Origin of the sequence: Streptomyces sp. MNU76, assembly GCF_020982545.1 — a bacterium.
Classification (GTDB): Bacteria; Actinomycetota; Actinomycetes; order Streptomycetales; family Streptomycetaceae; genus Streptomyces.
Map to the genome: position 1 here is coordinate 300,811 of NZ_JAJKLK010000007.1, position 20,253 is coordinate 321,063.

Consider the following 20,253-nt stretch of genomic DNA (forward strand, 5'->3'; position numbering starts at 1 on the left):
CCGGTTCTCGCCGGTCCCGTCCGGCCTACTGGGCGGGGCCGGGGAGGGTGGAGGGGTCTGTGTGGCCGAGTGATCCCGATCACAACTTGTCAACGCTATCGACCAGTCGGGTCCCGTCCCGCGAACAGCCTTGTTAGCCTTGGCCATAGCCCGGTCGCTGGTGCATCCCCGTCGCCAGCGACCGGGCCCTTTCATGCCCGGGGCCTTCACCCTCCGCGCGCTCTCCCCGCTCTCCCCCTCCGCCCGTCTCAGCCGTTCCATGCCTCGTCGTACGGGTCCTGCGGCGCCTTGACCGGCTTGGTCGTCGTGACCTGGAGGTAGGGGACGGCGGTGCCGTTGAGGGGGTCCTCGGTCCGTTTCGGTGTGTAGGTGCCGGTGACCTCGATCCAGGTGTCGGGCTGGAGGACGGCGGGGAGCTCGCCGGTGAGGGCGATCTTGACGGGCTGGGCGTCCGCGGCACAGCAGTTGAGGGCCATGCGGACCAGATACGGCCGGCCGGAGTCGTCGAAGGCCAGGAAGCCCGTGACCTTGAGCGTGCGGCCCGCGAGGGCCCGGCCCTTGTCGTAGACCGCGCGGCCCGCGTAGTCGGCGACGCTCAGGCGGAGGGTGCCGTCGGCGGGGAGCGTCGGATAGCCCCAGGGCTGCTCCTGGAGTGCCGTGCCGGTGCGCATCGCGGTGTAGGAACCGGCTGCGGGCGGGGCGACCAGGACGAGGGCGAGGAGCGGGAGGACGAGGAGCCAGGAGACCCTGGGTTCGCGGTGGGCGTGCGGTTCGGTCCCCTGGGTGTGCGGTTCGTTGGCCTGTGGCCCCTGGCGTCGCGCCCGGCGTTCGTACCAGAGCGTGGCGACGGCGGCGGCGATCAGGACGATGCCCGCGCCGATGAGGAGAGGGCGCAGGCCGGCCTTGACGTAGCGGAGGTAGAGGTCGGTGAAGCCGGCGTGGAGCAGGGCTCCGCCGGTGAGGAACAGGACGACGGTCTGGGCCTGGCGGTTCACAGCAGCACCGCCCCGACCAGGGCCGACACCAGGATCGCGAGGACGAAGGTGGCGGGGGCGAAGCGGAGCGCGAACGCGCGGCCGAAGGTGGCGGTCTGCATGGCGAAGAGTTTCAGGTCGATCATCGGGCCGACGACCAGGAAGGCCAGCCGGGAGGTCAGGGAGAACTGGGTCAGGGAGGCCGCGACGAACGCGTCCGCCTCCGAGCAGATCGACAGCAGCACGGCCAGGACGGCGAGGGCGAGGATCGCGATCGCCGGGTTGTCGGCGGCGGCGTTCAGCCAGCTCGCCGGGACGACGGCCTTGAGCGTGGCCGCCGCCATCGCACCGACGACCAGGAACCCGCCCGCGTGCATCACGTCGTGCCGCACCGAGCCCCAGAAGGCCGCGCCCTTGCTCTGCCCCTCGTAGGACGGCCGCTCCGGCGGGCGCATCCACTCGCCGCGGCCCACCCGCTGCCACAGCCAGCCCATCGCGCACGCCACCAGCAGGCTCGCCACGAGCCTGGCCAGCACCATCTCGGGGTTCCCCGGGAACGCCACGGCGGTCGCGGTCAGCACGATCGGGTTGATCGCGGGGGCGGAGAGGAGGAAGGCGAGCGCCGCCGCGGGCGTCACGCCCCGGCGTACGAGGGCGCCCGCGACCGGCACCGAGGCGCACTCGCAACCCGGCAGCACCACCCCGGCCACGCCCGCCGCCGGGACCGCCAGGGTGGGCCGCTTCGGCAGCGCGCGGACGAAGAACGACGCCGGCACGAACACCGCGATGGCCGCCGACAGCAGCACCCCGATGACCAGGAACGGCAGGGCCTGCACGACCACCGCGACGAACACGGTCATCCAGCTCTGGGTCACGGGCGCGGACAGCAGGCCCCGCAGGGGGGCCTGTGCCACCACCGCGAGGACCAGCAGCATGGTGAGCAGGAGGGGCGGGTCGAGATGCCGGCCGCGGTGGGGGGCTTCTTCCTTGGTTGTGGCCACGGGGGACGGTACCTCCGTAGGGAACGGCTGCACTGAGCGGGCCTGTTCGACCCTTTCCTCCCATACGGCGCCCGGCCCTCGGTTGCTCACGGCCTCCGGACCGCATTTTTTAGTAATGGGATCCATTTTCATGTAGCGTTCCGGTCCATCACCCTGTGGAGGAGGACCCCATGGCCGTACCCAAGCGGAAGATGTCCCGCAGCAACACCCGCCACCGTCGCGCCCAGTGGAAGGCGAGCACGCCCCAGCTGGTGCCGTTCACGGTCGACGGCACCACCCACCTCGTACCGCAGCGGCTGCTGAAGGCGTACGAGCGCGGGCTGCTCCACCCCGAGGGCTGAGGCCGTGACGACGCTCCGGGAGCGGCTGCCCGTCACCGTCCTGTCCGGGTTCCTCGGCGCCGGCAAGACCACCCTGCTCAACCATGTCCTCGGCAACCGCGAGGGACTCCGCGTCGCGGTCATCGTCAACGACATGAGCGAGGTCAACATCGACGCCGCGCTCGTGCGCGGGGGCGAGGCGGCGCTGTCCCGCACCGAGGAGCGGCTCGTCGAGATGACCAACGGGTGCATCTGCTGCACCCTGCGCGACGATCTGCTGGAGGAGGTGGACCGGCTGGCGCGGGAGGGTCGTTTCGACTATCTGCTGATCGAGAGCTCCGGGATCAGCGAACCCATGCCCGTCGCGGCGACGTTCGCCTTCGCGCGCGACGACGGGGCCACGCTCGGGGATCTCGCCCGGCTCGACACCATGGTCACGGTCGTCGACGCGGTGAACTTCCTGCCGGAGCTCGCGGGCGGCGACGAACTGGTGGCGCGGGGGCTCGACCAGTACGAGGACGACGAGCGCACCGTGAGCGATCTGCTCATGGACCAGGTGGAGTTCGCCGACGTGATCGTCCTCAACAAGACCGACCTGGTGGACACGGCGACCGCCGAGCGGCTCGCGGCGACCCTGGCGCGGCTCAATCCGGCGGCGCGGATCGTGCCGGTCAGCCATGGGCGGGTCCGGGTCCAGGAGGTGCTCGGCACGCGGGCGTTCGATCTCGAACGGGCTCAGCAGGCGCCGGGGTGGGTGCGGGAGCTGAACGGGGAGCATGTGCCGGAGACCGAGGAGTACGGCATCTCGTCGACCGTCTTCCGCGCCGAACGGCCCTTCCATCCCGGGCGGTTGTGGGACTTCGTGACCGAGGGGCTGGACAGCGGCGCGTTCGGGCAGGTGCTGCGGTCCAAGGGGTTCTTCACGCTCGCCGGGCGGGCGGGGGTCGTCGGGCTGTGGTCGCAGGCCGGGTCGGTGGCCCGCTTCGAACCGACGGCCGCGCAGGATGACGAGGCCCCGTTCGCGCAGGAGTTGGTGTTCATCGGGACGAGGTTGCGGGGGGACGCCCTGCGGACGGCTCTCGCCGGGTGTCTGGTGACGGAGGGCGAGGTGCGGTCCGGGGTGGCCTTCGACGACCCGTTTCCGGCATGGGAGACGCATGGGGTGGCTTGCGGGTGAGGGCACCTACGGGGGTGTGGTCGCGGTTGTGGGGCGGCTGCGGGTGAGTGGGGGCTGGTCGCGCAGTTCCCCGCGCCCCTGAAAGATCGGCCCCTGCGTGCCTGAAAGCAAGGGGCGCAGCCCCGGCTTTTCGGGGCGCGGGGAACTGCGCGAGAAGCACCCACCCACCCGCAGACGGCACTCGCCCCGGACCTACTCCCCGCCCGTCTCCCCATCAACTCCGCCAACCCCGTCGCGTCGCCGCAAGGACCACACGGTCCTCGGCCCGCAGGACGTACGTCGGCGGCAGGTCCCAGATCAGCCCCGAACCCGGCAGCGGCCCCGGGCCCCGCTCCGCTCCCGGCTCCCCGGACGCCGCCGTGTCGAGGGCCAGCACCCGCCACGCTCCCGCCCGGAACGCCTCCGCGACCGTCCGCCCCTCCAGGTGCCGGTGCCCTCGGACCTCCACGGCGGCGAAGAGGAGCACACGGCGCTCGACGGGGATCGCGCCCAGGATCTGGCGCCCCATCATCGCGCCCGCGAACGCGGGCGCGGCCAGGTGCGTGACGCTGCGGCTACGAGTGAGGGCGCCGGGGTGCGCGGCGCGCAGGGTGCGGTAGACGGCCGTCGCGAAGTCGTCGTCGTAGAGGCGCAGGACGACACGCAGGTCGGGGCGTACGGAACGGGCGTACAGGCCGGCTTCGAGGTTCGTCGTGTCGGAGCTGGTGACGGCGAGGAGGGCGTGGGCTCGGTGGATCTTGGCGGCCTCCAGGACGCCCTCCTGGGTCACGTCGCCCAGGACGACCGGCACCCGTAACCGGCGGGCCTCGGCGAGACCGCGTGCCTCGGGGTCCTCCTCGACGCAGACCACCGGAATGTGGAGCTCGCGCAGCCGGGCGAGCACGCGGGTGCCGATCTTGCCGAGGCCGAGGAGGACGACGTGTCCGGACAGGCCGCGCGGCGGCTTGCGCAGGGCGGTGCCGCTGCGGAACGTGCCGAGCGCCTCCAGCACGGCGGCCAGGAGCACGGGCAGGAGGAGCAAGCCCATGAGGCCGGAGAGGAGTTGGAGGATCTGGCGGGAGTCGCTCTGGTCGGTCGCGGGGTCGGCGATCCCGAAGAGGTCGAGCAGGGTCGCGTACGTCGCCTGGAGCGGATGCTCCCCGGTGATCACCATCTGGGCCACGGCGAGGGCGAACACGCACCCGATCATCCCAGCGAGGGACCACCGCAGCCGCCGCGAGAGCAGAGAGCCGACGGCGCCGAGCGGACCGCCGCCGGACCGGCCGGGCGGCAGCGCGGGCCCCGTGTAGCGCACGGTGTCGAGCACGACGGTGCCGCGCCCGGTGGCCGCCGCCACCGCCCGCTCGTCGGGCAGGAGTTGGGGTCCGCGTTCCCCACTGCCCTCGGAACCCTCGGTTCCCGCGGGGTCGTTGGTGGTGGCCGACAGCAGCGCGAGGGTGCAGAGGCCACCCGAGCCCCGTCCTCCCGAGCCCTGCCCGCCCTGGCCCTGGCCGCCCTGACCCTGGCTTCCCGGGCCCTGGCCCGCGTGACCCGGCGGGCGTTCCACGGCCCTCAGCATCAGCCCGTCCGTCTGGACGACCTTGCTGGTCCCGGCCACGGCGGTCGCGGCCAGCGCGGGCGCGGCCGTGTCGGCGTCGGACAGGACGGTCGTCGAGGCGCCGAAGCCGTCGACCCCGTCGGCGGCGGTGCCTCCCGTCGCCAACGCCGATGCCTGGTCGAGGAGTTCCTCGATGTGCTGGCCCAACCGGCGGTTGTAGAGCCTGAGGACGAGCCGCAGGCGCGGGTTGAGGCGGCGGGCGGTGAGGGCCGCGCGGATGTTGGTCTCGTCGTCGTCGTACACCAGGGCCAGCGCGGCGGCCCGCTCCACCCCGGCCTCGGCGAGCACCGCCTCGGTGGCCTCGGCGGCCTCCAGCACCCGCTCGCCGCCGTCCCGCGGGCTGTTCCTGCCGCCGCCGGTGCGGTCGCCGACCGTGCCGGTCCGGTCGCCGGTACTGCCCCCGGCACGGTCGCCGGTCCGGTCGCCGGTGGGTGGATCGCCGTTGCCCGCCGCCCTGTTGACGGCCGCCGTCACCCGGTCGAAGAGCGCGGCGGCGGTGCGGGCGCGCCCGACGACCGGCCGCTGGGCGATCCGCGCGGTGGGCGGCACGACGAGGGTCACCTGCTCCCGGTACACGGTGCGCAGTTCGGCGGCGAGCCGGTGCGCCAGCCCGTCGTCCCCGCAGACGACCATGTGCGCGCCGGGGTCGGCGGGACCCGGCTGCCGGCCGGGGCCGGTACGGCTGTTGGCTTGCGAAGGGCTCCCCACGAGGCAGAAGACTGCCTCATCGACGCGGCCGGTTCCCCAGTGATCCGGATCACAGTTGCCGGTGTGAGTGCCACGGCGGGTGGAAAAACGTACTCAAGGGGGACGGGATGACGGCGGTGTCCGGATGCGAGGATGGGGCGCCATGACCGCAGGGTGGGCTACGCGCACGACACGCGCCGCGATGTTCGCGGCCGTCTGCGTGCTGCTCGCCGCCCTGGGCCACGTGTTGATGTCGGGGGCTCAGGTCCCCTGGTGGGCCCTGGCCGTCGGAGCCGTCGCGACCGGTGCGGCCGGCTGGTGCCTGGCCGGACGTGAGCGCGGCCTCCCGCTGATCACGTCCGTGGTGGTCGCCGCGCAGACGGCCCTTCACTGGGGCTTCGAGCTGGCGCGGCCGTCGGGTTCGGCGGAGGCGGGCGCGGTGTCCGTCGACGCCATGGACATGGGCTCCGCCCACATGAGTCACACCGTCCACATGGGCCCGAACGCTCACATGGACCATGTGGACCCCACCGGTCACCTCCTGGACGGCGCATACACGTCCTCCTCCGGCATGTTCGCCGCGCACCTGCTCGCCGCGCTGCTGTGCGGTCTGTGGCTGGCCCACGGCGAGCGCGCCGCGTTCGCGCTGTTGCGGGCCGTGGCCGGCCGGCTGGCCGCACCGCTGCGGCTGGTGCTCGCGCTGCCCGTCGCGGTGGAGCGGCCTCGTCTGCGGGTACGGCGCGGCCGTACGGACCGCTCGCCTCGTCGACTCCTTCTCGTCCACGCGATCACCTCTCGGGGTCCGCCCGCCGGGACCGCTGTCAGCTGACGACAGCCGGTGCCCCGGGGCAGCCACCACGGCTCGCTCCCGGGCTACGGCCGTACGCCGCCCACGCGCGTGCCGTACGGCCGGCTTCCCTCCCCACCGGACCACCGAACGCGTTCCCACGTGTCGCGCACGTCCGCACGCATCCGTACGCCTGCCTGCCCACCCGCGGTGCCGGCGTGCCCGTGTGCCCGTGCTCGCGTGCCCGTGTCGATGGATGGTCCGGGTCCCGGACGACCCGAAGGACATCAGGTGATCCCCCTTACTCCCCCGCCCGCGTCGATCCCGCGCGCCTCCCGGTCCGCGACCGACGAGTCCATAACCGCCTGGGCGCTCGCCGCGCGCGGCGGGGACCCGGAGGCCGTCGAACGGTTCGTCGGCGCGCTCCACCGTGACGTCCGGCGCTTCGTCGCCCACCTCTGCGCGGACCCGCAGGCGGTGGACGACCTCGCGCAGGACACGTTCCTGCGCGCGCTCGGCAGCCTGCACCGGTTCGAGGGCCGCTGCTCCGCCCGTACGTGGCTGCTGTCCATCGCCCGCCGGGCGGTGACCGACAGCTTCCGGTACGCGGCGGCCCGGCCCCGGCTGTCCGACGTACCGGACTGGCGGCTGGCCGTCGAGCACGCCCAGCCGCGCGGGCTGCCCGGCTTCGACGACGGGATCGCGCTCGCCGATCTGCTGGGCGCACTGCCCGAGGAACGGCGTGAGGCGTTCGTCCTCACCCAGATGCTGGGGCTGTCCTACGAGGACGCGGCGGAGCTGACCGGGTGCCCCGTCGGGACGGTGCGGTCACGGGTGTCGCGGGCGCGGAGCACGCTCGTGCGGTTGCTGGTGGCAGCGGAGGGATGTCGGGAGGAGGGGCGGGAGGGCGAGCGCGTGCTGGTGGCGGCCTGAGGGGGTTCTGCGTCGTCGTTCGTCCGCGGGTTCGGTGGGAGTTCTCGCGCAGTTCCCCGCGCCCCTTACGGGGCGCGGGGGTGTTGGTGGCCTCAGGCACGGCCTCCCAAGTGGCGTTGCGCGAAGTCGAGTTCCAGGCGGAGTTGCTTGATGCGTTCGTCGACGACCAGGGAGCCGTGGCCGGCGTCGTAGCGGTAGACCTCGTGGACGGCGGAGCGGGCGGCGAGGCGGTCGACGTAGTTGTCGATCTGGCGGATGGGGCAGCGGGGGTCGTTGACGCCGGCGGAGATGTAGACCGGGGCCTTCACCGCGTCGACGTAGGTCAGCGGGGACGAGGCCTCGAAGCGCTCGGGGACCTCCTCGGGCGTGCCGCCGAGGAGCGTGCGGTCCATCGCCTTGAGCGCCTCCATCTCGTCGTGGTAGGCGGTCACGTAGTCCGCGACGGGGACCGCGGCGATGCCGAGCGTCCAGGCCTCGGGCTCGGTGCCGAGACCCAGGAGGGTGAGGTACCCGCCCCAGGAGCCGCCGGTGAGGACGAGCCGGTCGGGGTCGGCGAAGCCGGAGCCCACCGCCCACTCCCGCACGGCCGCGATGTCCTCCAGCTCGATCAGGCCGACCCGGTGCTTGAGGGCGTCGGTCCAGGCGCGGCCGTACCCGGTGGAGCCGCGGTAGTTGATGCGGATCACCGCGTACCCGTGGTCGAGCCAGGCGGCCGGGCCCGCGGCGAAGGCGTCGCTGTCGTGCCAGGTCGGGCCGCCGTGGATGTCGAAGACCGTCGGGTACGGGCCGGACACGCCCTCGGGGCGCTGGACGAGGGCGTGGACGCGCCCCCCGGGTGTGTCCACCCAGACGTCCTCCACCGGCACCGAACCGGGCGACTTCAGGCCCGGCGGGTCGAGGACCACCTCGCCGGTCGTGGAGCGGACGACCGGCGGTTCGGCGGCCGAGGACCACAGGTACTCGATACTGCCGTCGGGGCGGGCCGTGGCCCCCGACACGGTCCCTCGCGGGGTGTCCACCCGCTCCAGGGCGCGGGTCGCCAGGTCGTAGCGGAACAGCTCGCTGCGGGCCTCGAAGCTGTGGGCGACCAGCAGCGCGGAGCCGTCCGGATACCACTCGGCGCTCAGGTCGCCCTCCAGCCGGTCGGCGAGGCCGAGGTCGGTCTCCTCGCCGGAGACCACGTCCCAGACGAGCGGCTCCCAACGGCCGCCCCGCTGATGGCCGATGAGCAGCCGGGTGTCGCCGACGACGGGTGCGAACCCCAGCACCTCCAGGCCCAGCTCGATGGTGCCGCCCTTGGTGTCGTCGAGCTCGGCGACCGGCGTGCCGTCCGGCCGGACCACGCGCAGCGCCGAGTGCATCGCGTCGCCGTGCTCGGTGTGCTCGATCGCGATCAGCGAGCCGTCGTGCGAGAGGTCGCCCACGCCGGCCGACTCACGGTGGCGGTAGATCTCGACGAGGGCCTCGCCCTGCCGGGACAGGTGGATCGTGGAGCCGTCCTCGTCGGTGGAGCGGCCGACGACCGCCGTCCGGCCGTCCCGGCCGAGGGCCAGGCCCGCCGGATACGACGGCTCCAGGCCCGGGGCGCCCTCCTCGTCCGGGCCGCCCTGGAACGGCTGGCGCCGCCAGACGCCGAACTCGTCCCCGTCCTTGTCGTCGAACCACCAGATCCACTCGCCGTCCGGCGAGAGCACACCGTCCGTCGTGCCGTTGGCCCGGTTCGTGACCTGGCGCTGCTCGCCGGTGGCGCGGTCCCACGCGTACAGCTCGTACGTGCCCGTGGCGTTGGAGACGAACAGCGAGCGGTGCGGCGCGTCCTCCGCCCAGTCCGGCAGGGACACCCTCGGTGCCCGGAACCTCTTCTCCCAGTCGGGCATGGACCCGTGCTGCTGCTGCGGGGTGGCCCCGTTGCTCTCAGTCATGGCCCCATATTGCCCCGACCGCACGACATCGCGCCGACGAGGTCCCCAGCCTGTGGACAACTTCGGCCGCCGCGGGGTCGGCCGGGCTGATCACCCGTGCCCGGGTCGGGGTCGTCCGGGACGATTGTCAGTGCCCGGGTGCAGACTCGCCGCATGACCTCAACGACACGAAGGACGGACACGGGAACGACTACGGGGCCCCGGGCGGGGCCGACTACGGCGACCGCTGCGGGGACGACCGCGCGTGCCGATCTGCGCGGGACGGTCGAGCGGTTCTGGGCCACCGCCGAGGGCCGGGACTGGGTCGCGTTCGCCGAGACGCTGGCCGAGGACGTCGTGTACGAGCTGCCGCAGACGCGGGAGCGGATCCGCGGCCGCGAGCGGTACGTGGAGTTCAACCGGGAGTACCCCGGTGACTGGCACGCCCGGATCGAACGGATCGTCGCGGAGCCGCCGCGACCGGGGTCGCCGGGGCAGGTCGTCAGCCGGACACACGTCACCGTGGGGCTGGAGGAAATGTACGCGATCTCCTTCTTCACGGTGGACGAGGACGGCCGGATTGCCGCGATCACGGACTTCTGGCCCGAACCGTACGAGCCTCCGGCCGGGCGTGAGCACCTCGTCGAGCGGTACTGAGGGGGCGTCGCGGCGGGCTCGGCGGGGCGACCCCGGGGCCGGGGGCCCCGCGCGGGCACCGTACGGTGGAAGGCGTGTACCGGTTCCTGCTGACGCCCCGATGGTGGGGGATCAACGTCTTCGTGCTGCTCGCCATCCCGTTCTGCGTGTTCATGGGGTCGTGGCAGCTGAGCCGGTTCGAGGACCGGATGCAGGACCATCGCGCGGCGACCGAGCGGATCGACCCGGCGGACCGGGCCCCGGCACGCCCGCTGGAGTCGTTGCTGCCGGTGGACAAGGAGACCTCGGGCGAACTGGCCACCGTGAGCGGGCGGTACGGCGAGCAGCTCCTCGTGCCCAACCGTGAGCTGGACGGCCGGACCGGGTTCTACGTGCTGACTCTGCTGCGCACCGACGAGGGCAAAGCCCTGCCGGTGGTACGGGGCTGGCTGCCCGGCGCGGCGGACGCCGACCGGGCCCCGGCGGCCCCCTCCGGCGAGGTCACCGTCACCGGGTCGCTCCAGGCCTCCGAGACCCCGGGGTCGAACGGCGTGCCCGTCCAGGGCGGGCTGCCGACCGGTCAGACCTCGGCGATCAGCGCGGCGGCGCTGGTGAACCTCGTGCCGGACGACCTGTACGACGCCTGGATCACCCTCGACAAGGGCGACTCGGGCATGAAGGCCGTCCCCGCGACGGCGCCGCAGGACACCGGGCTCGACCTCAAGGCCTTCCAGAACCTCGGTTACACCGGCGAGTGGTTCGTGTTCGCCGGCTTCGTCGTGTTCATGTGGTTCCGCCTGATCCGCCGCGAGGTCGAGTTCATCCGCGACACGGAACTGGGGCTGCTGCCCGACACCGCCGAGCCGGACGGAAACGGAGACGGCCGTAGCGCCGCCGCACCGGACGGTGACGGAGACGGCGACGAGCAGGGCGGCGGCGAAGCGAACCGAGACGGGGCGCACGCCGACCGAGCCGACGAGAACAGCTCCCGCGAGGCCGAGCCGGCCCCGTAGGACCGACGGGCTCCGCTGAGAATCGACGGCATCCCACGGCCACGCCGGGGCCCGTGGCCCTGCCGCCCCCGTCAGGCACCCCGGCAGGCCAGTCAGGTCGCTGCCATCAAACCCGTCCGGTAGACCACGCCCGCGCAGGCGTTGCCGATGTTGGCCGAGAAGGTGGCGATGCCGCCCTCGGTGGTGTGGGAGACGAGGACGCTGCCGTCGCCGACGCCGTCCTCGGTGAAGAGCTGGGTGGAGACGGAGTTGGTGCCGTCGGTCGTGGTGCCGGGGCTCGCCTCCCCCGTGGGCGTCGGGTCCGGTGACGGATCCGAACCGCCGGTGCCGCCGCCCGTCGTCCCGCCGGCGGTCGGGCAGGGCTCGGACGGCACCCAGGCGAACCGCACCTCGTACGCCGCTCCCGGCTGCAGCACCAGCTGGGTCAGGGACAGCGACGGGTCGGGCAGTCCGGCCGCCGCGTCACCGGCGACATGGGTCGCCACGGTGATCTTCGACCCGTCCGCGGCACCCTGCGGGAGGGCGCTCACAGAGCCCCCGCCGGTGACCGTACAGCTCGTGCCGGAGATGTTGGAGATGCGGAAGGAGCCGTAGACGGCTCCGCCGGAGTCCGGTGCGTCCACGCTCCCGCCCCCACCGAGCTGGGCCGCCGTGCACAGCGCGGAGGCGGCGGCCGTCGGCGTCGCCTGCGTGCCGCTCGTGGAGCCGCTGCTCTGGCCCTTGCCCTTGTCGCCCTTGCCCTTGTCCTTGCTCCTGCCGGGCTCCTTGGACCCGCCGGAGGAGCCTCCTGACGAACCGTTCCCGCCGGTCTGGCCCTTGGACTGGCCCTCGGTCTCCTGCTTGTGCGAGCCGTTGCCCATGATGGAGGTGTTGACGTCGGAGCCGGTGGAGTTGGAGACGTGCACCAGGGCCGGGATCGCCGTGCCGATGAGGAGCGCGGCGGCGGCCATGCCGACGACGGCCTGACGCTTGCGGGTCCGCCGCGCCGGTACCGCCCGCCGCAGATGCTCCAGGGTGCCGTCCCTGGGCTCGATCTCCGCCACCGCCTGGTGCAGGAGATTGCGCAGCACCAGTTCGTCGGAGTCGAACGCGCCGAGACCCTTCGCCCCGGAGCCGTTCAGCACCGCGCCGTTCAGCACGGCGCCGTTCAGCACCGCACCGTTGAGCGCGGGGCCGTCCGGCGCGGGGCCATCCGGGGTCGCGTCGTCCGTACTCGGGTCAGCCGAATTCAGGTCGGCCGAACGCGAGTCGTCCTCACGCGAGTCGTCCGGAGCGTGGCCTTCGAGATCCTGGCCCTCGGGGTGGGGGCCTTGTTCTTCGGGGCCGTGATTCACAGTTCCGTTCCCAGCGTGCGATTGCGTTTCTTCGTGCTCCTCGAGCCCGCGCCCCCCGACGCGCCCGTCCCGCCCGCGCTGCTCCGCGCGTTCGTCCTCGCGCTCCTCGGCGCGTTCGTCCTCGTCCCGGCGCCCCCAGGAGGCACGCCTCCTGGCGCCGAGCTCGTCCCGACCGCCCGGCCCGCCGTGCCTGTCGGGTCCGTCGTGCCTGTCGGGTCCGTCGTCCTTGCCGTGCGTGCTCATGCGGACGCCTCCATGGCGACGCGCAGTGCCGCGATGCCCCGGGAGCCGTACGCCTTCACCGAGCCCAGCGATATACCGAGTGCCTCGGCGACCTGGGCCTCGGTCATGTCGGCGAAGTAGCGCAGCACGAGAACCTCGCGCTGCCGCCGCTGGAGCCCCTTCATCGCCTTGATGAGCGAGTCGCGCTCCAGCTGGTCGTACGCGCCCTCCTCCGCGCTCGCCATGTCGGGCATCGGCTTCGACAGCAGCTTCAGGCCGAGGATCCGGCGGCGCAGGGCGGAGCGCGAGAGGTTCACGACCGTCTGGCGCAGATAGGCGAGCGTCTTCTCCGGGTCCCGAACGCGCTTGCGCGCCGAGTGCACGCGGATGAACGCCTCCTGGACGACGTCCTCGCAGGAGGCGGTGTCGTCGAGGAGGAGCGCCGCGAGACCGAGGAGCGAACGGTAGTGAGCGCGGTACGTCTCGGTGAGGTGGTCGACCGTCGTACCGGAGGCCGGCACCGTCGACGTGTCGTCCGCGCCGTCGCGCTGGCTGGGGATGCGGGTCGGCCGCGCCGCGGGCATCGGCGCGATCACCGGCATGCCGCCGGCCGAACCGGGCATGCGGGGACGGCGGGGTGGACGCAGGGCGGTGCCCCTCGTCTGTACCGCGGTGAAATCGAGTACCTCTGCCACGCCTGTTGGACCCGCATCCCCCCGTCGGGGTTGTACGAGACAGGCATTACTTTTGCGTCAGACCGCACACGTGTCCGTATGGCATGGGCGCTGGTCGGTATGGCGGCCACGTCCGTCGGCACGCAACGCGCAGCCATCGGTACGACCCACCGAACACCGGACAGCGCGTCGAACGCCCTCATGCGTACCAGCTCTTCCCCTATGCCCCAAGTGGTGGCGCCCAGCCCCGCCGAAGGGCGCCCGGTAAAGACGCTCCCCGTGCGCCGCGCGGTTGCGGCGGACGGGGAGAAAAATCCTCGATCACCGGGAGGCCTGAATCAACCCGGAAATCCGGCGGCGGTGCGGGCGGAAATCGTCCGTCCGTGGAACCACCGACCCGAAGAACTTACACGCCACCGCTGACAGGGGCCGACGCCGTAGGGGCGGGGAGTGCGGGTTCGTCGGCGACCGCGGGCCCGGTGGGCTTCTCGCGCAGTTCCCCGCGCCCCAGGAAGATCAGGCCCTGCGGGCCTGAAAGCCGACGGGGCCGCAGGATGAAAAGCACGGGGCGCAGCCCCTGCTTTTCAGGGGCGCGGGGAACTGCGCGAGAAGCCCCACGCACCCGCACCCGACCACGCACCCGCACCCACACCCACACCCGCACCCGCACCCGCACCCGCCAAAGCGACCCGCGCCCCGAGCGACTACGCGCCCTTCACCACCAGCTCAGCCACCTGAACCGCGTTCAAGGCGGAGCCCTTGCGCAGGTTGTCGCCGCAGACGAAGAGTTCCAGGGCCGTCGGGTCGTCCAGGGCCCGGCGTACGCGCCCGACCCAGGTGGGGTCCGTGCCCACCACGTCGGCCGGCGTGGGGAACTCCCCCGCGCCCGGATCGTCGTAGAGGACGACCCCGGGGGCCGTGGCGAGGATCTCCCGCGCCTTGGCGACCGTGACCTCGCCCTCGAAGCGGGCGTGCAGGGTGAGGGAGTGCGCGGTGACCACCGGCACCCGTACGCAGGTCACGGCGACCGGCAGCTTCGGCATTCCGAGGATCTTGCGGGACTCGTCCCGCACCTTCATCTCCTCCGAGGACCAGCCGTCCGCGCGGAGGTCCCCGGCCCACGGCACCACGTTGAGCGCCACCGGCTCCGGGAACGGCCCGGTGCTGTCGCCCACGGCCCGCCGTACGTCACCGGGGGCGGTCCCCAGCTCCGTACCGGCGACCAGGGCGATCTGCCGGCGCAGGGTGTCCACGCCGGCCCGGCCCGCGCCGCTGACCGCCTGGTACGAGGAGGCCACCAGCGCGCGCAGCCCGAACTCGGCGTGCAGCGCGCCGAGCGCCACGATCATGGAGAGGGTCGTGCAGTTGGGGTTGGCGACGATCCCGCGCGGCCGGTTCCGGGCGGCGTGCGCGTTGACCTCGGGGACGACGAGGGGCACCTCCGGGTCCATCCGGAAGGCGCCCGAGTTGTCGACGACGACCGCGCCCCGGGCCGCCGCGACCGGCGCCCACTGCTCGGCGACCTCGTCGGGGACGTCGAACAGGGCGATGTCGACCCCGTCGAAGGAATCCTCCGACAAGGCCGACACCTCGACCTGCTCCCCGCGCACGGTCAGCTTGCGGCCGACCGAGCGCGGGGAGGCGAACAGACGGATCTCGCCCCAGATGTCCGCGCGGTGGGACAGGATCTGGAGCATGACGGTGCCGACGGCCCCGGTCGCGCCCACGACCGCGAGCGTCGGCCTGCCGGCGCGCCCGGCATCGACCGCCATCAGCGACCGCTGCCGAGACCGCTACGGACACCGCCACCGATGCCTACGCCGACACCGCAGCCGTGCGCCCGGCACGAGCCGTCGCACGAGCGGTACGAGCCGTCGTACGCCCGGTACGAACGGACCGTCATCGTCCGGTGCCTCCGTAGACGACGGCCTCGTCGCTGTCGGAGTCGAGCCCGAAGGCGGTGTGCACGGCGCGCACGGCCTCCGGCACGTCGTCGGCGCGGGTGACGACCGAGATGCGGATCTCGGAGGTCGAGATCAGCTCGATGTTCACACCCGCGTCGGACAGCGCCTCGAAGAAGGAGGCGGTGACGCCCGGGTTGGTCTTCATCCCCGCGCCGACCAGGGAGATCTTGCCGATCTGGTCGTCGTAGCGCAGCGAGTCGAAGCCGATGCCGGCCTTGTTCTTCTCCAGCGCGTCGATGGCCTTGCGGCCCTCGGTCTTGGGGAGGGTGAAGGAGATGTCCGTCAGCCCGGTCGTCACGGCGGAGACGTTCTGCACCACCATGTCGATGTTGACCTCGGCGTCCGCGATGGCGCGGAAGATCGCGGCGGCCTCGCCCGGCTTGTCCGGGACGCCGACGACCGTGACCTTGGCCTCGGAGACGTCGTGGGCGACTCCGGAGATGATGGCGTGCTCCACCTTGTGGTCCCCTTGCGACTCTGGCTTCTCGTTGCTGACCCAGGTGCCCGGCAGTCCGGAGAAGGACGAGCGGACGTGGATCGGGATGTTGTAGCGGCGGGCGTACTCGACACAGCGGTGGAGCAGCACCTTCGAACCGGACGAGGCCAGTTCGAGCATGTCCTCGGAGGAGATCCAGTCGATCTTCTTCGCCTTCTTCACGACCCGCGGGTCGGCGGTGAAGACGCCGTCGACGTCGGTGTAGATCTCACAGACCTCGGCGTCCAGCGCGGCGGCCAGCGCGACGGCGGTCGTGTCCGACCCGCCGCGGCCGAGGGTGGTGATGTCCTTCTTGTCCGCGCTGACACCCTGGAAGCCGGCGACGATGGCGATGTTGCCCTCGTCCAGCGCGGTCCGGATGCGGCCGGGCGTGACGTCGATGATCCGGGCTTTGTTGTGGACCGAGTCGGTGATGACGCCTGCCTGGCTGCCGGTGAACGACTGGGCCTCGTGGCCCAGGTTTTTGATCGCCATGGCCAGCAGCGCCATGGAGATACGCTCTCCGGCGGTCAGCAGCATGTCGAACTCACGCCCGGCAGGCATCGGTGACACCTGCTCGGCGAGATCGATCAGCTCGTCCGTCGTGTCGCCCATCGCGGAAACGACGACGACCACCTGGTGGCCGTTCTTCTTCGCTTCCACGATCCGCTTGGCGACGCGCTTGATGCCCTCGGCATCGGCTACGGAGGAGCCTCCGTACTTCTGCACGACAAGGCCCACGTGCGCTCCTCGCTCCGTTTCAGTCCCTTATCCGCACATACACACGCACTCACACGTGCTGCGGCGGTCGGCTCAGTCTATCGAGCGGTCGAATATCCCTTCCCTGGTACCGCATGGTGAGATGTCCCGCTCACCCTTTGATCACCTGGGTTTTCTCCGGGCCTTCCACCGGTTCCACCCGGCTTCTCGCCCGGAGCCTCGACCGCTCCGGGAACGTCCCTGCCCAGGTCGTCGCCGAACAGTCGGCGCGGACGCGGAAAAGTGCCTGGAGTCACACCCCGGCCCACCGAGGACCCTTCCGCCGAGGGAGCCGCAACTTTCAAGCATTAAGGTCGTGGCCGTGCGCGTACTTCTGGTGGAAGACGACGAGCCGGTCGCCGAGTCCCTGCGACGAGGGCTCCTTCGGTACGGCTTCGAGGTGCGGTGGGTCAGCACGGGCGGGGCCGCGCTGTCGTACGACGGCCCGTACGACGTCGTCCTCCTGGACCTCGGGCTGCCCGACACCGACGGCCTCGACGTCTGCAAGGCCCTGCGGGACCGCAGCCAGGTGCCGATCATCGTGATCAGCGCCCGCAGCGACGAGACGGACCGGGTGGTCGGGCTGGAGCTCGGCGCCGACGACTACGTCTCCAAGCCGTTCGGCGTGCGTGAGGTGATCGCCCGGATAAGGGCGGTGATGCGCCGGGTGCAGCCGCGCGCCGCCGGCACGCCCGCCGCCGGCCCCGACCGCTACGGCCCCCGCCTCACCGTCGACCGCAAGGCCGCGCGCGTCCACCTGGACGGCACGGAGGTGGCGCTGGCCCCCAAGGAGTACGACCTCCTCGCCTTTCTCACCGAGGAGCCGGGTGCCCTGATGTCGCGCGAGCAGATCATGGAGGCGGTCTGGGACGCGAACTGGTTCGGCCCGACGAAGACGCTCGACGTCCATGTGGCCGCGCTGCGGCGCAAGCTCGCCGGGGCGATCACCATCGAGGCGGTGCGGGGCGTGGGGTTCCGGCTCGTCGTCGACGAGGGCGCGGGGCCGCCGGCGGTGAGGGCGCGGGGCCGCCGGGGTGAAGGCGCGGGCGGCACCAGCGGTGAGGGCGCGGGCGCGTCATGATCCGTCAGCTCATCCGCAGCTACGTGCTCCTCGTGGCTGTGGCGATCGCCCTGTTCACCGTGCCGGTGGCGTTCACGCTCACGGATCAGCTGCGGGGGGACACCGAGCTGTCCGTCAAGCGTGAGGCCGAGACCATGGCCAAGCTGCTGGGCACCGACGACGTCGCCGCGTGCGAGGCCCTCACGCAGATGGCCAAGGCGTACACCGACGACGACGCCGAGGTCCAGGTGTCCGCCACGAACGGCTGCGGGCCCGAGGGCTTGGCGGCACCGGTCCGGGACGCGGCCCTGACCAGGGCCCTGGAGGACGGCAGGGCCACCACCGACTGGGGAGCCGACTTCATCTGGGGCGACAACCTGGTGATCACCGTCCCCGCCCATGAGCGCACGGCGAACGGGAAGGCGACGGATGAGGTCGTCGGCGCCGTACGGATCGTCTTCTCGACCGACCACCTCACCTACCGCCTCTGGACCATCTGGGGCTTCCGGGCGGCGCTGGCCGTCCTGGTCCTCGCGGCCGCCGCGTTCATCGGCGTGTTCGCCGCCCGCCGGCTGACCGCTCCGCTGCGCCAGCTCAACGAGATGGCGAGCAAGATGAGCGACGGCGACCTGACGGCCCGCTCCCCCGTGACAGGCCCCCAGGAGACACAGACCCTGGCACGGACGCTGAACCAGGCGGGCGAACGCCTCGACACGCTGATCGCCTCGCAGCGCATCTTCGTCGCCGACGCCTCCCACCAACTCCGCACCCCCCTCACGGCGTTGCGGCTGTCGCTGGACAACATCGCGGACGGGGTGGACGACGAGTTCGTCCGGGAGGACGTGGAGCAGGCGACGGCCGAGGTGGTCCGGATGAGTCGCCTGGTCAACGGCCTGCTGGTGCTGGCGCGGGCGGAGGCGAAGGTGACGGTGGCGGAACCGCTGTCCCTCCGGGAGATCATCCAGGAGCGACTCGCCTTGTGGAGACCGGCCGCCGACGAGCGCGGAGTCACCATCACGCTCAGGGGGAGTGCCGACGGCCGGCCGCTTGTGCTGGCCAGCCCCGGTCATCTGGACCAGGTCCTGGACAACGTGCTCTCGAACGCCCTGGAGGTCTCGCCGGACGGTGCGACGATCACGGTCTCGATGGAGACCCGGGGCGACGTGGTGGTGCTGTCGGTGCTGGACGAGGGCCCCGGCATGTCGGACGCCGAGAAGTCCCGCGCCTTCGACCGTTTCTGGCGCGGTCAGGGCCTCACCGGGAAGTCCGGGTCGGGCCTAGGTCTCGCCGTCGTCAAGCAACTCGTCACCGACGACAACGGGACCGTGGCCCTCAAGGACGCGCCCGGGGGCGGGTTGTGCGTCGCGCTCACGCTGCGGGCGGCGCGGCACGGGGGTGGCTGAGCCGGGAGAGCTCAGCCGGCCTCGGGTGGCTGAGCCGGGGGGTTCTCAGCCACGCTCGTGAGGGCGGGTGCTCAGCCCTCGGGCATCGCCGACGAGTGGTGGTTCACGATCTTCCACACGCCGTTCCGCTTCTCGTACTCGTAGGTGTAACGAGCCTCGACGACACGCTTCTTGCCGGTCTTCGGGTCGGTGAGCGTGAAGGCGTAGGAGCCGGTGTCGATCGCGGAGTTGCCGTCCAGGACGTTGATGATCGTCTTGGTCTTCCTGCCGACCGGCTTGTTCTCCAGGAAGTGGTCGAAGTAGTCGACGATGCCGGCGCGGTCGGTGCGGATCTTGTTGGAGACGGTCGGCAGGAGGACCGCGTCCTTCGCGTAGCGGTCCGCGACCTTCTTGGAGTCACCGGTCCGCAGCGCCTTGTTCCAGCCGTCGAAGAGCGCCGCGATCTCCTTCTTGGAGGGCTTCTTCGGCGCGGCCTCGGCCCCGGCCATGCTGACACCGGCGGTGACCGTGCCGACGGTGACCAGAGCGGTGGCGGTGACGATGGCGGCGCGTATCCGGTTCTTGCGGGTCATCGCGATCTCCCGTGCGAGGTGGGGGTGTTACTGCCGCCGCTTCCTGTGCGGTGGAAGTGACACAAGATTCGCGTGACGCCGGTTAGGGGCCGTGCAACGGACGTACAGGCCCCGGGCAAGGTTCGTACAGGATGGTCGGACGACCCGTGCGACACATCCCGGCCGGGGGCGGGTCAGTCCACGTACTCCTTGAGGGGCTCGGTGTCGAGGATGATGTTCACCGGGTCGGGGAGCCTGACCGTGGCCCCGAAGGTGAACTTCTCCTCGTGCTGGTAGCGCCCACCTTCCGGCTCGTTGAACACCACGACCGAGCCGTCGTCGCGGTCGATGAGGAGGTAGACCGGGATGCCTGCGGCGGCGTAGCCGTCGGGCTTCTCCACCCGGTCGCGCTGATGCGTGTCCGAGTCGTGCGAGGTCACTTCCAGCACCATGAGGACGCCCTTGGCATCCGACCAGTCGCCATGCCCCATCGGGAAGCCGAACGGCGCGAGCAGTCCGTCCGGGCGGGCCCGCCCCTTGCGGTATTCCTCGACCTTCATCCCACGATCCCCGTAGAGCCACAGCTCGGGACGGTGTTGCATGCACAGCCGCTGCAACCAGGCGACGATGTGGTCGTGATTGCCATCGGTCACCGGCTTGACCTGAACCTTCCCCTTGATGAACTCCAGCCTCACCATCTCGGGGGCATGGCGTTCCAGCTCCTCGAACTCCTCGACGGACATCTGCGGCCGGTGTTCGGGCGTGGGGGTGGTCATGGCGTCGCC

At 71.9% G+C, this 20,253-nt stretch carries 18 protein-coding genes; 8 read left to right on the plus strand and 10 right to left on the minus strand.

Annotated features, from left to right (window positions below; all coding sequences use genetic code 11):
• Positions 1–248: 248 nt before the first annotated feature.
• Complete coding sequence (locus tag E4N62_RS19305) at positions 249–995, minus strand: TIGR03943 family protein (RefSeq protein ID WP_230215989.1); 747 nt, start codon at positions 993–995, stop codon at positions 249–251.
• Positions 992–1,975 carry a permease gene (locus E4N62_RS19310; RefSeq protein ID WP_230215991.1) on the minus strand — a complete coding sequence of 328 codons (984 nt, stop codon included), beginning with the start codon at positions 1,973–1,975 and terminating at the stop codon, positions 992–994. The genes E4N62_RS19305 and E4N62_RS19310 overlap by 4 nt, the downstream gene beginning before the upstream one ends.
• Before the next feature lie 170 nt (positions 1,976–2,145).
• Here E4N62_RS19310 and rpmF point away from each other — a divergent pair, with 170 nt between their 5' ends.
• Positions 2,146–2,316 (plus strand): 50S ribosomal protein L32, encoded by a 171-nt coding sequence (gene rpmF, locus E4N62_RS19315; RefSeq protein WP_215448211.1) that lies wholly within the window; start codon positions 2,146–2,148, stop codon positions 2,314–2,316.
• Between the two features lie 4 nt (positions 2,317–2,320).
• Positions 2,321–3,472 carry a GTP-binding protein gene (locus tag E4N62_RS19320; protein WP_230215993.1) on the plus strand — a complete coding sequence of 384 codons (1,152 nt, stop codon included), beginning with the start codon at positions 2,321–2,323 and terminating at the stop codon, positions 3,470–3,472.
• Positions 3,473–3,686: 214 nt separating this feature from the next.
• On the opposite strand, the gene E4N62_RS19325 is transcribed toward E4N62_RS19320, so the two are convergent.
• Positions 3,687–5,702 (minus strand): NAD-binding protein, encoded by a 2,016-nt coding sequence (locus E4N62_RS19325; protein ID WP_374117023.1) that lies wholly within the window; start codon positions 5,700–5,702, stop codon positions 3,687–3,689.
• 217 nt (positions 5,703–5,919) lie between these two features.
• Between E4N62_RS19325 and E4N62_RS19330 the strand changes: the two genes are divergently transcribed.
• Both E4N62_RS19330 and E4N62_RS19335 read left to right on the plus strand, forming a co-directional pair.
• Complete coding sequence (locus tag E4N62_RS19330) at positions 5,920–6,585, plus strand: hypothetical protein (protein WP_230215995.1); 666 nt, start codon at positions 5,920–5,922, stop codon at positions 6,583–6,585.
• A gap of 210 nt (positions 6,586–6,795) precedes the next feature.
• Positions 6,796–7,476, plus strand: coding sequence for a sigma-70 family RNA polymerase sigma factor (locus E4N62_RS19335; protein ID WP_268269552.1), 681 nt, complete (start codon positions 6,796–6,798; stop codon positions 7,474–7,476).
• Between the two features lie 92 nt (positions 7,477–7,568).
• Here the strand turns inward: E4N62_RS19335 and E4N62_RS19340 are convergent, their stop codons facing one another.
• Positions 7,569–9,398 carry a prolyl oligopeptidase family serine peptidase gene (locus E4N62_RS19340; protein ID WP_230215999.1) on the minus strand — a complete coding sequence of 610 codons (1,830 nt, stop codon included), beginning with the start codon at positions 9,396–9,398 and terminating at the stop codon, positions 7,569–7,571.
• A gap of 153 nt (positions 9,399–9,551) precedes the next feature.
• On the opposite strand from E4N62_RS19340, the gene E4N62_RS19345 reads away from it, so the two are divergent.
• Positions 9,552–10,034 carry a nuclear transport factor 2 family protein gene (locus E4N62_RS19345; RefSeq protein WP_230216001.1) on the plus strand — a complete coding sequence of 161 codons (483 nt, stop codon included), beginning with the start codon at positions 9,552–9,554 and terminating at the stop codon, positions 10,032–10,034.
• Positions 10,035–10,108: 74 nt separating this feature from the next.
• Positions 10,109–11,026, plus strand: coding sequence for an SURF1 family protein (locus E4N62_RS19350; RefSeq protein ID WP_230216003.1), 918 nt, complete (start codon positions 10,109–10,111; stop codon positions 11,024–11,026).
• Between the two features lie 92 nt (positions 11,027–11,118).
• Here E4N62_RS19350 and E4N62_RS19355 read toward each other — a convergent pair whose 3' ends face one another.
• The 4 genes from E4N62_RS19355 to E4N62_RS19370 form a co-directional block, all read right to left on the minus strand.
• Entirely contained in the window at positions 11,119–12,603 is a 1,485-nt protein-coding gene (locus E4N62_RS19355; protein ID WP_230216005.1) for a hypothetical protein, read from the minus strand.
• Positions 12,600–13,205 carry a SigE family RNA polymerase sigma factor gene (locus tag E4N62_RS19360; protein WP_230216007.1) on the minus strand — a complete coding sequence of 202 codons (606 nt, stop codon included), beginning with the start codon at positions 13,203–13,205 and terminating at the stop codon, positions 12,600–12,602. Before E4N62_RS19360 ends, E4N62_RS19355 begins: the two co-directional genes overlap by 4 nt.
• A 755-nt stretch (positions 13,206–13,960) precedes the next feature.
• Positions 13,961–15,028: an aspartate-semialdehyde dehydrogenase gene (locus tag E4N62_RS19365; RefSeq protein WP_230216009.1), complete on the minus strand. Its 1,068-nt coding sequence runs from the start codon at positions 15,026–15,028 to the stop codon at positions 13,961–13,963.
• 127 nt (positions 15,029–15,155) lie between these two features.
• The gene (locus E4N62_RS19370; protein WP_230216011.1) at positions 15,156–16,436 is read right to left on the minus strand and encodes an aspartate kinase; all 1,281 of its coding nucleotides are present in this window, start codon (positions 16,434–16,436) and stop codon (positions 15,156–15,158) included.
• A 340-nt stretch (positions 16,437–16,776) separates the two neighbouring features.
• Here E4N62_RS19370 and E4N62_RS19375 point away from each other — a divergent pair, with 340 nt between their 5' ends.
• Both E4N62_RS19375 and E4N62_RS19380 read left to right on the plus strand, forming a co-directional pair.
• A complete protein-coding gene (locus tag E4N62_RS19375; protein WP_230216013.1) occupies positions 16,777–17,535 on the plus strand; it encodes a response regulator transcription factor in 759 nt (252 codons plus the stop codon).
• Positions 17,532–18,917 carry a HAMP domain-containing sensor histidine kinase gene (locus tag E4N62_RS19380; protein WP_230216015.1) on the plus strand — a complete coding sequence of 462 codons (1,386 nt, stop codon included), beginning with the start codon at positions 17,532–17,534 and terminating at the stop codon, positions 18,915–18,917. Before E4N62_RS19375 ends, E4N62_RS19380 begins: the two co-directional genes overlap by 4 nt.
• A 71-nt stretch (positions 18,918–18,988) precedes the next feature.
• On the opposite strand, the gene E4N62_RS19385 is transcribed toward E4N62_RS19380, so the two are convergent.
• Both E4N62_RS19385 and E4N62_RS19390 read right to left on the minus strand, forming a co-directional pair.
• Positions 18,989–19,489 (minus strand): SgcJ/EcaC family oxidoreductase, encoded by a 501-nt coding sequence (locus E4N62_RS19385; RefSeq protein ID WP_230216017.1) that lies wholly within the window; start codon positions 19,487–19,489, stop codon positions 18,989–18,991.
• Positions 19,490–19,662: 173 nt separating this feature from the next.
• Complete coding sequence (locus E4N62_RS19390) at positions 19,663–20,244, minus strand: Uma2 family endonuclease (protein WP_230216019.1); 582 nt, start codon at positions 20,242–20,244, stop codon at positions 19,663–19,665.
• Between the last annotated feature and the right edge of the window lie 9 nt (positions 20,245–20,253).